This is a genomic window from Rhizobium etli 8C-3 (assembly GCF_001908375.1).
GTDB classification, from domain to species: Bacteria; Pseudomonadota; Alphaproteobacteria; order Rhizobiales; family Rhizobiaceae; genus Rhizobium; species Rhizobium etli_B.
This window is the reverse complement of the sequence record NZ_CP017241.1, coordinates 187,680-200,003: the sequence shown is the minus strand read 5'-3', so window position 1 is coordinate 200,003 and position 12,324 is coordinate 187,680. Positions and strand designations below refer to the sequence as shown.

The following is a 12,324-nucleotide window of genomic DNA, read 5'->3' as shown; positions in this document are numbered from 1 at the left end:
AGGCAACAATCATGGCAACGCCCCTCGTCGTTTCCGAAGTCTCGAAGAGCTTCACCATGCATTTGCGCGACGGCATCAAGCTGCCGGTCGTCTCCGATGTCGCCTTCTCCGTTGCCGCCAGCCAATGCGTCGTCCTTGGCGGTCCTTCGGGGATCGGCAAGAGTTCCCTGCTCAAGATGATTTACGGCAATTACGCAGTCGACGCCGGCCAGATCCTGATCAGCCACAAGGCCCGGATTGTCGACCTTGCCTCTGCGGACCCACGCACCATTATCGATGTCCGGCGTCATACGCTCGGCTATGTCAGTCAGTTCCTGCGCACCGTGCCGCGCGTTGCCGCGATCGATGTCGTTGCCGAACCGCTGGTTGCCCTTGGCGAGGCGGCAGCCGGCGCTCGCGAAAAGGCTGCAGCACTACTCGAAAAGCTCAACCTTCCCGAAGCGCTATGGCAATTGCCGCCTGCGACTTTCTCGGGTGGCGAGCAGCAGCGCGTCAACATCGCTCGCGGTTTCATAACGGAGCATATGGTGCTGCTGCTCGATGAGCCGACCGCTTCTCTCGACGCAAGAAACCGCGCCGTTGTCATCGGCATGATCGCGGAGAAAAAAAAGGCAGGTGTTGCCCTTCTCGGCATATTCCATGACGAGGAGGTGCGAGAGGCGGTCGCCGATCGCATCCTCGACGTCCAGCAGTTTTCACCGCGAAAGGCGCTTGCAGCATGAGCCGGAAGCTGGGCGACATGCCCTTTATTCATGAGACCGCCTCCGTCAGCGATGCCACCCTTGGCCGTTATACCGAAATATCCGAGCGCTGCCGGATCAGCGAAGTCGAATTCGGCGATTATTCCTACATCATGCAGGACGGCTCCATCTGGTGCGCGACGATCGGCAAGTTCGTCAATATTGCCGCCGCCGTCCGCATCAACGCGACCAACCATCCGACATGGCGCGCCACGTTGCATCACTTCACCTATCGCGCCGCGGACTACTGGCCGGATGCGAACATGGAGACGGAATTCTTCGAATGGCGGCGTTCCAATCGCGTCGTCATCGGCCATGACGTCTGGATCGGCCACGGGGCCACCATCCTGCCCGGCGTCACCGTCGGCAATGGTTCGGTGATCGGCGCAGGCGCCGTCGTTTCCAGCAATGTCGCACCCTATACGATCGTCGGCGGCGTTCCCGCAAAGCTTATCCGTGAGCGCTTTCCCAAGGAAATCGGCGAGCGCATGGACAAACTTGCCTGGTGGGACTGGGAACATTCACGGCTGCGTGCAGCGCTTGAGGCTTTCCGTGCACTGTCGGCCGAAGACTTCCTTTGCCGGCATGATGGCTAAGGCTCAGCTTACAAGGAAAGTTCTATGTCGCCGCCTGATCATCATTCTGTCACGGAAATCTTTTAGCCGGGGAGCTTGCTTGCAGTGCGTCGCCAAATCACTGACATTGCGGCTCTGCTCGACCATTTTTTCAGGACAAGAACGTTGCGCTACGCCCTTTATTTCACGCCGCCGAAGGACGATCCCCTGAACGTTGCTGCTTCCGTCTGGCTTGGGCGCGACGCATTTGCGGGAGAAACTTACCCGGCTCCCGAGGAACAGGGGATGCCGGCGGCAGAGCAGTTCGCGCTGACAGCCGATCCGCGCCGTTACGGCTTTCATGCGACCATAAAGGCGCCTTTTGCGCTTGCCGCTTCAGTCAACGAGAAAGACTTGATGGCTTTCGTCGAGGATTTCACCGGCCGTACACCGGCTGTCGAAATCCCCGAAATTGTCCTCGGGCAGATCGGTCGCTTCTTTGCGCTCGTTCCAGGTTTTCTGCATGCGCCGCTTCAGGATTTTGCGGCAAGCGTGGTAAAGTCCTTCGAGCCGTTTCGCGCAGCGCTTTGCGAGGCCGATATTGCAAGACGAAAGCCTGAAAAGTTGACTGAAAGCCAGCGCGCCAACCTCATGCGCTGGGGTTATCCCTATGTAATGGAGGACTTCGGTTTTCACATGACGCTGACCGGCCAGGTGCCCGAAGAGCGATCGGCATTGATGAAATCGATCCTTGAAAAGCGTTTTGCCGCCTTCATTGGCCGGCCGCTTTCCATCTCCGGCCTCGCCGTTTTCACTGAAGAAGATCGGGGCGGGCCCTTCAAGATTCATTCCTGGCTGCCGCTTGCTGGCGCCAAACGCTGAGAGATCCGCAGATGACCACAGAGACAGTGCTTTCCAACGCCCGAGTCGTTCTTCAAGACGAGATCGTCAATGGCTCGCTTTTGATCCGCGATGGCAGGATTGCCGATATCTCCGAAGGCAATTCGGCAAGTGGAGAGGATTTCGAAGGCGATTACCTCATCCCCGGCCTCGTCGAACTCCATACCGACCATCTGGAGGGCCACTATTCGCCTCGTCCCGGCCTGCGCTGGAACAAGACGGCGGCAATCCAGGCCCATGATGCCCAGATCGTCACCTCCGGCATCACCACAGTTTTCGACTGCCTGCGGATGGGCGCGGACGAGGACGGAGGCTTTGAACATGGCGAAATGCGCGAGATGGCTGATGCCATCCAGAAGGCAGAGCAGGAAGGCAGGCTTCGCGCGGAGCACCTGATCCACCTGCGCTGCGAAGTCTCGGCCCACAACGTGCTGGAGCACTTCGCGGACTTCGAGGACGATCCCTATGTTCGCCTCGTTTCACTGATGGACCACGCGCCGGGACAGCGTCAGTTCCAGACCATGGATCAATACGTCTTCTACTATCAGAAGAAGCGCGGCCTTTCGGACGAGGAGTTCGCGCGCTTCATAGAAAAGCGGCTCGGCGAATCGGCTCGCAATTCGACGCCGCACCGCACCGCGATCGCCAAGGTCTGCAAAGAGCGCGGTATCACGGTTGCGAGCCACGACGATGCGACCCTTGCCCATGTCGACGAGGCGATCGAAAACGGCGTGCGCCTTGCGGAATTTCCCACGAGCTTCGATGCTGCCAAGGCATCGCACGAACATGGAATGAGCGTGTTGATGGGCGCTCCCAATGTGGTGCGGGGCAAGTCTCACTCAGGCAACATCGCCGCTCGCGATCTTGCCGAGCGCGGCGTCCTGGACGTGCTCTCTTCCGATTACGTGCCGCTCAGCCTGCTTTACGCACCCTTCATCCTTGCCGACGAGGTGGAGACCATTTCGTTGTCCAGGGCCATCGCAATGGTGACCGCCACGCCCGCGCGCACCGTCGGCCTGGATGATCGCGGCCGGATCGACATCGGCCTTCGTGCCGATCTTGTCCGCGTCTTCCGCAAAGAAGGCGTCCCGGTGACCCGTTCCGTCTGGCGCGAAGGGCGCCGGGTCGCATGATCCCCTCGCACGAGCCACACTTGGTACCAGGCACCGAGCGGGGCATCATGGTCGTTGTCGTCGGCCCGAGCGGCGCCGGCAAGGACACGCTGATAAACCTGGCGGCACAGCATTTCGCCGGCCGTCCCGACGTGCACTTCGTCCGCCGCGTCATCACGCGGGACGGGGATGCCGGCGGCGAGAATCATCTGTCCGTTTCCGACGGAGGCTTCGTTTCTATGGAGCAGTCCGGCAACTTCGCCGTTTGGTGGGAGGCGCATGGCCTGAAATACGGAATTCCAGCAGAGGTTTCCGTCGCGCTCTCCAAGGGACACCTGGTAATCGCCAACGGCTCCCGCTCGGCACTCCACCTGTTTCACGCCGTTTTTCCCCGCCTCAAGGTTATCAACGTAACCGCCCGCCCAGAAGTGCTGGCAGGCCGCCTCGAAGCCCGCGGCCGCGAGACGCACGAAGATATCATGGCCCGCCTCGCTCGAGGCCCGCTGACCGTCCGCGGCGACTACGACGTCACCGAACTTGACAACAGCAGTTCCCTGGAAGAAGCCGGGCGCAAGATCATCAAGACGCTCAGCGGCTTCCTCGCCCAAATTGGTTAGCCGACTTCATTCTTCGCGCCCCGAGACGATCTCACGTTTGCCGACATGGTTCGCGGGGCCGACGAGGCCCTCCTTTTCCATGCGCTCGACAAGCGATGCCGCCCGGTTATAGCCGATGCCGAGGCGGCGCTGGATGTAGGAGGTCGAGCACTTCTTGTCGCGCAGCACGACCTTGACAGCCTGGTCGTAAAGCTCGTTGCCATCCTCGGACGCGATCGCGCTCTTGTCGAAGACGGCGCCCTCTTCAGGGTCGGCATCTTCTTCTTCGTCAGCCGTGACCGTCTCCAGATATTCCGGACGGCCCTGCGTCTTCAGATGCGCGACGACCTTTTCGACTTCGAGGTCGGAGACGAACGGGCCATGAACACGGGAAATCCTGCCGCCACCTTGCATGTGCAGCATGTCGCCCTGGCCGAGCAGCTGCTCGGCGCCTTGTTCGCCAAGGATCGTGCGGCTGTCGATCTTCGACGTGACCTGGAAGGAAATCCGGGTCGGGAAATTCGCCTTGATGGTGCCGGTGATGACGTCGACGGACGGACGCTGGGTCGCCATGATGAGATGGATGCCGGCAGCGCGCGCCATCTGCGCCAGGCGCTGGATCGCGCCCTCGATCTCCTTGCCGGCGACCATCATGAGGTCGGCCATTTCGTCGACGATGACGACGATGTAAGGCATCGGCGTCAGATCCATTTCCTGCTGCTCTTCGATCGGTGCACCTGTGCCCTTGTCAAAACCGGTCTGGACCATGATGTGGACCGTCTCGCCCTTTTCGCGGGCCTGCGCGACACGGCCGTTGTAGCCGTCGATGTTGCGCACACCGAGGCGCGACATTTTCCGGTAGCGCTCCTCCATCTCGCGCACCGCCCATTTCAGCGCCATCACAGCCTTCTTCGGATCGGTAACGACGGGCGTCAATAGGTGCGGGATGCCATCATATACGGACAGTTCCAGCATCTTCGGATCGACCATGATGAGACGGCACTGTTCCGGTGTCATGCGATAGAGCAGAGAGAGAATCATCGTGTTGATGGCGACGGATTTTCCGGAGCCGGTTGTGCCGGCGACCAGCAGGTGCGGCATCTTTGCAAGCTCGGCGATCACCGGCTCGCCGCCGATCGTCTTGCCGAGGCCGAGCGCCAGCTTATAGCCGCTCTTCTCGAAATCCTGACTTTCGATCATCTCGCGGAAATAGACCGTCTCCCGCATCGCGTTCGGCAGTTCGATGCCGATGACGTTGCGGCCGGGCACGACGGCGACACGAGCCGACAGCGCCGACATGGAGCGGGCGATATCGTCGGCAAGTCCGATGACGCGCGACGACTTCACTCCGGGTGCAGGTTCGAATTCATAAAGCGTTACGACCGGACCCGGGCGGACGTGAATGATCTCGCCCTTGATGCCGAAGTCCTCCAGCACGCTTTCCAACAGCCCGGCATTCTGCTCCAGCGTTTCCTGGGGCATGATTTCGCCAAAGCGCTCCGGTGGTTCCTGCAGCAGCGAGCGCGGCGGAAACTCGTAGCCGGATGGATCGATATGCGCCGGGATTGCCTTTTGCGTTACGGCCCGCGGTGCGGGCGCCAGCGGTGCAGGGGCCTGCACACGGACCGGCATCGGCGCGATCGGCTGGGTTTTCGCGCTCAGCGGTGCTGGGCCCGACCTGGCCGCCGGAGCCTCGGCCGATATGGACCTTACAGGCGCTGGAGCGGCTATGGCCGTGGCTGGTGCGTCGGGCTTGTGCAGTCTTGCTCCCGGGCGCCATTCCATCACGCGGAAGTGTGAGATGATCGATTCCGCTGTTGCCTCAACCTTCGGCAGGAAGGCAACCGGCAGGATAATCGGGGCCGCAGTTGCTTCCTCGAAGGCCATGACTTCCCAGAAGGCGAAATCGGAAATGTCTGCAAGCTTTGACGAAGCGCGAAATTCAGGCTCGACCTGGACGTCGGGGATATATTTGGGGTGATCGATCTCGGACACGGATGGCGCGGCTTCCGGCTCATAGATGTCGAACGGCACGTCGACCATCACCGGTGGCTCGACATCAACGGCCGGCTCTTGGCTGACGGTCGCCTCGCCATACGGCTGTTCCGATTCGGCCGGCGGGCGGCGTTTAATGATCAGGTTTTCCGGCGTGCGGGTAAAGCGCACGTTCGGTGCGAGCGAGAAATTGCTCTGCCAAACCGGTGCTGCGGGAGCGACATTCACGTCGTCGCCCGCGTGCTGTACGTCTATTTCCGAGGAAAAATCACCGGCATCCGTCAAATTCGTTCTGGGAAAACGCATGCGACCCGCTACTCACTCAAATTTCCGACCCGACCGGATTAGAAAATGAAGGTTAACAAGTTCCTTCCAGCCGCATCTAAACGGGACACCTCAAGTACAAAAAACAACGCTTCGCCAATGAGTTAAGTCATCAAGAAAAATCTTTGAGGCCGAAAGCACAAAGCGCTCAGTGCGCTTGGTCCCAATTGGTAGCGGCACGGGCATCGACCTTCAACGGCACGCGCATTTCAAGGGCCGGCATGGCGGCGTTTTCCATGACGGAAACAATGATCGGCATCGCCTTTTCGACGTCGGCATCCTCGACCTCGAAGATCAACTCATCGTGCACCTGCAGCAGCATGCGAACCCGATCCGCAAGGCCGGCTTCGGCGAGTGCCGGTTCGATCTTGATCATTGCCCGGCGGATGACATCGGCAGCCGAACCCTGGATTGGTGCATTGATCGCCGCCCGCTCGTTAAAGGCGCGCACGGAAGGATTGGAGGAGCGGATTTCCGGGTAGTTGATTCGCCGCCCGAAGATCGTTTCGACATAGCCCTTGTCGCGCGCCATCTGTTTGCGGCTGTCCATATAGTCGCGAATGCCGGGAAACCGCTCGAAATATTTCTTGATGTAGTCACCCGCTTCCGAGCGCTCGATCGAGAGCTGGTTGGCAAGGCCGAAGGCGGAAATACCGTAGATGATGCCGAAGTTGATGGCCTTGGCACGGCGGCGCACTTCGGCCGGCATGCCATCGACAGGAACGCCGAACATTTCGGAGGCCGTCATCGCGTGAATATCGATGCCTTCGGCAAAAGCCTGTGTGAGCTGCGGAATTTCCGCGACATGTGCGAGCACGCGCAGTTCGATCTGGCTGTAATCGGCAGAGATCAGCTTATGCCCGGGCGTGGAGATGAACGCGGTGCGGATTTTCCGGCCCTCCAGCGTGCGCACCGGAATATTTTGCAAGTTCGGCTCGGACGACGAAAGGCGCCCTGTTGTCGTCGAAGCCAGCGAATAGGAAGTGTGGACGCGCTTCGTCTGCGGATGCACGTATCCCGGAAGCGCATCTGTATACGTGGATTTCAGCTTGGTCAGCTGGCGCCAATCGACGATCTTGCGCGGCAGCTCGAAACCCGCGGCAGCAAGGTCTTCCAGCACGCTTGCCGAGGTCGACCACTGCCCGGTCTTCGTCTTGCTGCCACCAGCAAGCCCCAGCTTGCCGAACAGGATATCGCCAAGCTGCTTTGGCGAGCCGATCGTGAATTTCTCACCCGCCAGCGCATAGATTTCGTCCTCCAGGCGCGCAGCGCCTTGCGCCAGTTCACCCGATAGGCGGGACAGGATCTGACGGTCGACCGTGATGCCGCGTTCTTCCATGCGCGCCAGTACCGGCAGCAGCGGGCGCTCCAGACGTTCGTAGACGGCCGTCAGCTTTGCCGCGGCAAGACGTGGCTTCAGCACCATCCAGAGCCGCAATGTCACATCGGCGTCTTCGGCAGCGTAATGCGTAGCACGTTCGATATCGACGAGGTCGAACGTGACATTCGCCCTGCCGCTTCCTGCGATGTCCTTGTAGGCAATCGGTTTATGTCCGAGAAATTTTTCCGAGAGCGAGTCCATCCCGTGGGCGCCGGTGCCGGCGTCGAGCACGTAGGACATCAGCATCGTGTCATCGAAGCTCTTTGTCTCGACGCCGTATCGCTTCATCAGCAGATAATCATATTTCAGGTTCTGCGCGACCTTGAGGACGGACTCGTCTTCGAGCAGGGCTTTCAGCCGCGGCAGCGCGTCCCGCATCGGTATCTGATTGTCCGCAAGCCCTCCACCAAGGAGATCGCCGACGCCGTTCTTGTGGCCGATCGGGAGATAGGCAGCGCGCGTCTTGACGCCTGCCGGGTTCTTATCGTTGTCGGCAATCGCCATCGAGAATCCCACCAGCTCCGCCTGCATCGCATCAAGTGAAGTGGTTTCGGTATCGAATGCTACCAGACCGGTTGCCCGCGCATCGGCAATCCATTTGTCGAGCGTGGCAAGATCGCGAATCGTCACGTAGGTAGAATGATCGAATGGCAGCGCTGCAAACGCTTCGGCGCGGGTCCTGGCAAGTTCGGCGGGCGTAAAGCCTTTGCTGGCAGGCTTGGCCTTGACGGGGATCGGAACGGCGGCGCCCTCAACATCCGGAATGCCCCCCGCAACCGGCTCCGGCTCAACGGCATCGAGATCGGGGCCATGGGCAGCACTACCCCACTCGACTTTTACGTCGGCCGCCTCGATGGCACTGGCATCGCAATTGCACGCCTCCGCCACCCGGCGCGTCAGCGTCGTGAATTGCAACGCCTTCAGAAAGCCAATCAACTTCGGGCCGTTCTGCACTTCGAGAACGAGGTCGTCCAGACCAAGCACCAGCGGCACATCAGATCGCAACCGCACCAACTCGCGCGAGAGCCTTGCCTTGTCGGCATTTTCGAGGATCGCCTGGCGGCGCTTTTCCTGCTTGATCTCATGCGCGCGGTCCAAAAGCGTGTCGAGATCGCCATATTCCGCAAGAAGCTGCGCGGCGGTCTTCGGACCGATACCGGGAATACCGGGGACGTTATCGACCGAATCACCGGTCATGGCCTGCAGGTCGATCATCTTTTCGGGCGACACGCCCCATTTCTCGATCACGTCCGGGATGCCGATCTGCTTGTCCTTCATGCTGTCGTACATGTGGACGTTCGGCGTCACGAGCTGCATCAGATCCTTGTCGGAGGAGACGATCGTCACATCGGCGCCGGTCGCTTCCGCCTGTCGGGCATAGGTGGCGATGATATCGTCGGCCTCGAAGCCCTCGGTCTCGATGCAGGGCAGGTTGAAGGCGCGCGTCGCCTCGCGGATCAGCCCGAACTGCGGTATCAGCTCATCCGGGGGCGCAGAGCGATTTGCCTTGTAGGCATCATACAAATCCTTGCGAAAGGTCTTTGCCGAGTAGTCGAAGATAACCGCAAGATGCGTCGGCGTGACGCCGACGGAGGTGTCACGCGCATCGGTCAGCAGCTTCCAGAGCATATTGCAGAAGCCAGAGACCGCGCCGACCGGCAAGCCGTCGGACTTGCGCGTCAGCGGCGGCAGGGCATGAAACGCCCGGAAGATGAAACCCGAACCGTCAACAAGGAAAAGATGATCGCCTTTTTTCATGGCTGCATGGATAGCGTGGCGGGATGGAAACGTCCATTGCACATGGAGTTTGCGGAACTATTTTATTGCTGGGACAACTGACCTTCGCAAAGGGTTACCGTCGGAAAAGCGCAGCATCGCGGCGGCCCAGGCCGTGCCGTTTGTCTCGTGGCAGTCGTCTTTATCAGTTGCTGCGCACTGGCGGCGGTCGAGGACCTGCGATTGGTTTGTACCAGCAGATTTCAGCGGCTGAACGTTCTGCTTCTTTCCCGGTCAGCCCTTACGAGACTTTGCCTCACTGGGCTGATCTGCGCCCTTTGAGGCATGACGCTAATGCCGGATGGACCTTGGGTTCTGCTGGAATGGTCGCTCAAGGGCGCGGGAATAGTGCTTCACCGAACTGTTACCAATTTGTAATTGTCGGCTCGGCCGGCTTCCCTTGAAAAACCACATTCCCGGTCACAAATCAGATGTACCGGCGTTTGATCGCGCCGAGGGTCTGATTACCGGCTTGTCCCCCGCCGCATCAGGCTTGGACAAAGGCCTTATCCCCCTCTCCGGGCCTTTGTCCCCATTTTCAAGCCGCCATGGCCAACCTCCAGGCCATGGCGGCTTTGTTTTTTGTCGAAGATGCACATTTATGAAGCTGAAGGACAAGTTTTGATCCATCGCATGCGATTTGTTGCATTGTTTCGCGCCAGTTTTTGAGCCTAACTGCAATCATGGGATTCAACAGGATGGATTCAGGAGCATACCTTGCCAGCCAGTTGGCCAAGGGATTTGCCCGCTCGCTGCAACAGCGCGCGGCGGGGTTAGGTTTTTCTCCCGGGCAATTCCCGATCCTTCTCGAACTTTGGGCAGAAGACGGCCTCACGCAGAAGCAATTGCTCGAACGCGTCGATATCGAACAGGCGACGATGGCCAATACGCTTGCGCGCATGGCGCGCGATGGCCTCATAGAGCGCCGCCCCCATCCTTCAGACAAACGAGCGCAACTGATCTTCCTGACGCCCAATGCGCGGGCCATCGAAGATGAAGCGGTCAAGATCGCGCGTGAAGCCGATCTGGCGCTTTTCCAAGGCTTCAAGACCTTCGAACGCGAACTGATGCTGGAATATATCCGCCGCCTCCTTGAAAACGCGAAGAAAATCTGAGCGATTACGCCCTGTCTTGTTTCGATTTTCTTCCTCGAAACGTTCCCGCCTTTGGTCTATCGTCCGCCGAATTTCGAAAGGAGTCGGAAATGACAGACGTATCCTCGGTGCTTTCGCGCGCCGATCAGAATCTTGGTTCAAGCCTGGACAGACTGTTCGAGTTGCTGCGGATCAAATCGATCTCGACTGACCCTGCGTATAAAGCCGAGTGCCGCACGGCCGCCGAATGGCTGGTGGCCTATTTGAAGACCCTGGGCTTCGAGGCTTCCGTTCGCGATACTCCCGGTCACCCGATGGTCGTTGCGCATCATGCCGGCGCCAGTGCGGATGCGCCGCATATGTTGTTCTACGGCCACTACGACGTTCAACCAGTCGATCCAATCGAGCTTTGGGAAAACGATCCCTTCGAACCAGTCGTCAAGGACATGGGCAATGGCCGCAAGATCCTGACGGGCCGCGGTACAGCCGACGACAAGGGCCAGCTCATGACTTTCGTCGAAGCCTGCCGGGCCTACAAAGAGGTCAACGGCGCGCTTCCTTGCCGCGTCACCATCCTTTTTGAGGGCGAAGAGGAATCCGGCTCGCCGTCCCTCAAGCCATTTTTGGAGGCAAATGCGGCAGAACTGAAGGCCGATTATGCGCTTGTCTGCGATACCGGCATGTGGGACGGGCAGACCCCGGCGATTGCTGCTGCGCTTCGCGGCCTTGTCGGTGAAGAAGTCGTCGTTACGGCTGCCGACCGCGATCTGCATTCCGGGCTTTTCGGCGGCGCGGCGGCAAATCCCATCCATGTCCTGACAGCGGCGCTTGCCGGTCTCCACGACGATACCGGTCGCATAACACTCGAGAATTTCTATGAAGGCGTCGAGGAAACGCCTGCAAACATCAAGGCCTCATGGGAAAAGCTCGGCCAGACCTCTGAGGACTTCCTGGGCCAAGTCGGCCTTTCTGTGCCGTCCGGTGAAAAAGGCCGCTCCGTTCTGGAACTCACCTGGGCGCGTCCGACGGCTGAAGTCAACGGCATATGGGGGGGCTATACCGGCGAGGGCTTCAAGACAGTGATTGCCGCCAAGGCGTCGGCCAAGGTTTCCTTCCGCCTCGTCGGCAGACAGGATCCAGCAAAGATTCGAGAGACGTTCCGAAACTATGTCCGCTCGAAGCTTCCGGCCGATTGCTCGGTCGAGTTCCATGCCCATGGCGGTTCGCCGGCAATTCAACTTGCCTACGATTCTGCGGTGATTACCAAAGCAAAGAACGCGCTTTCGGACGAATGGCCCAAGCCCGCCGTCGTCATCGGCATGGGCGGCTCTATTCCGATCGTCGGCGATTTCCAGAGGATCCTCGGGATGGAATCGCTGCTCGTCGGTTTCGGCCTCTCAGATGACAGGATCCATTCGCCCAACGAGAAATACGAACTCGCCTCCTACCACAAGGGCATCCGCTCCTGGGTGCGCATCCTCGACGCATTGGCAGCTTGAATAAAAAGCGTGCCTGGCAATTTATGCCGGCACGCATCCAGACAGAACAATAAAGGCCGGATAAACCGGCCTTCATCAATCCGCTTCGCTTCAATGCCAGTACATCCGTGGTCAAGGAAAAAGCGGACTTTGGAGCCAAGATTGATCCCGAAAGATTAACACGCGATTAAAGCGCATTTGCAGTCGGGATGATAGGGAAACGGTCAAACGCCCGAGGCGCACGAAAACCATCCACCTGGCTTCGATCTGTGGAACCTGATATCGGAAGCCGCTCGGGCACTTTCAAGTGCCTGAGCCCGGAATCTTCCGTTCAAGCTGCGTTCATGCAATACGCGCTATAAACCATTGAAAGA

The 12,324-nt window shown here is 59.5% G+C and carries 9 protein-coding genes; 7 read left to right on the top strand and 2 right to left on the bottom strand.

What is annotated here, in order from left to right:
- The first annotated feature begins 11 nt into the window (after positions 1–11).
- From phnL to phnN, 5 genes are all read left to right on the top strand, one after another.
- Entirely contained in the window at positions 12–722 is a 711-nt protein-coding gene (gene phnL / locus AM571_RS00955) for a phosphonate C-P lyase system protein PhnL (RefSeq protein ID WP_074059782.1), read from the top strand.
- Positions 719–1,336 carry a DapH/DapD/GlmU-related protein gene (locus AM571_RS00950; RefSeq protein WP_074059781.1) on the top strand — a complete coding sequence of 206 codons (618 nt, stop codon included), beginning with the start codon at positions 719–721 and terminating at the stop codon, positions 1,334–1,336. Before phnL ends, AM571_RS00950 begins: the two co-directional genes overlap by 4 nt.
- Before the next feature lie 144 nt (positions 1,337–1,480).
- A complete protein-coding gene (locus tag AM571_RS00945; RefSeq protein WP_074063003.1) occupies positions 1,481–2,176 on the top strand; it encodes a DUF1045 domain-containing protein in 696 nt (231 codons plus the stop codon).
- Positions 2,177–2,187: 11 nt separating this feature from the next.
- A complete protein-coding gene (locus tag AM571_RS00940; protein ID WP_074059780.1) occupies positions 2,188–3,327 on the top strand; it encodes an alpha-D-ribose 1-methylphosphonate 5-triphosphate diphosphatase in 1,140 nt (379 codons plus the stop codon).
- Complete coding sequence (gene phnN, locus AM571_RS00935) at positions 3,324–3,923, top strand: phosphonate metabolism protein/1,5-bisphosphokinase (PRPP-forming) PhnN (RefSeq protein WP_074059779.1); 600 nt, start codon at positions 3,324–3,326, stop codon at positions 3,921–3,923. Before AM571_RS00940 ends, phnN begins: the two co-directional genes overlap by 4 nt.
- A 6-nt stretch (positions 3,924–3,929) precedes the next feature.
- Here the strand turns inward: phnN and AM571_RS00930 are convergent, their stop codons facing one another.
- Positions 3,930–6,203, bottom strand: a complete 2,274-nt coding sequence (locus AM571_RS00930) for a DNA translocase FtsK (RefSeq protein ID WP_074059778.1) — start codon at positions 6,201–6,203, stop codon at positions 3,930–3,932.
- A gap of 166 nt (positions 6,204–6,369) precedes the next feature.
- Positions 6,370–9,360, bottom strand: coding sequence for a DNA polymerase I (gene polA, locus AM571_RS00925; RefSeq protein ID WP_074059777.1), 2,991 nt, complete (start codon positions 9,358–9,360; stop codon positions 6,370–6,372).
- A gap of 716 nt (positions 9,361–10,076) precedes the next feature.
- On the opposite strand from polA, the gene AM571_RS00915 reads away from it, so the two are divergent.
- Together AM571_RS00915 and AM571_RS00910 are read left to right on the top strand one after the other, a co-directional pair.
- Positions 10,077–10,493: a MarR family winged helix-turn-helix transcriptional regulator gene (locus AM571_RS00915; protein WP_022713262.1), complete on the top strand. Its 417-nt coding sequence runs from the start codon at positions 10,077–10,079 to the stop codon at positions 10,491–10,493.
- Positions 10,494–10,582: 89 nt separating this feature from the next.
- Complete coding sequence (locus tag AM571_RS00910; RefSeq protein ID WP_074059776.1) at positions 10,583–11,971, top strand: M20/M25/M40 family metallo-hydrolase; 1,389 nt, start codon at positions 10,583–10,585, stop codon at positions 11,969–11,971.
- The last annotated feature ends 353 nt before the right edge of the window (positions 11,972–12,324 follow it).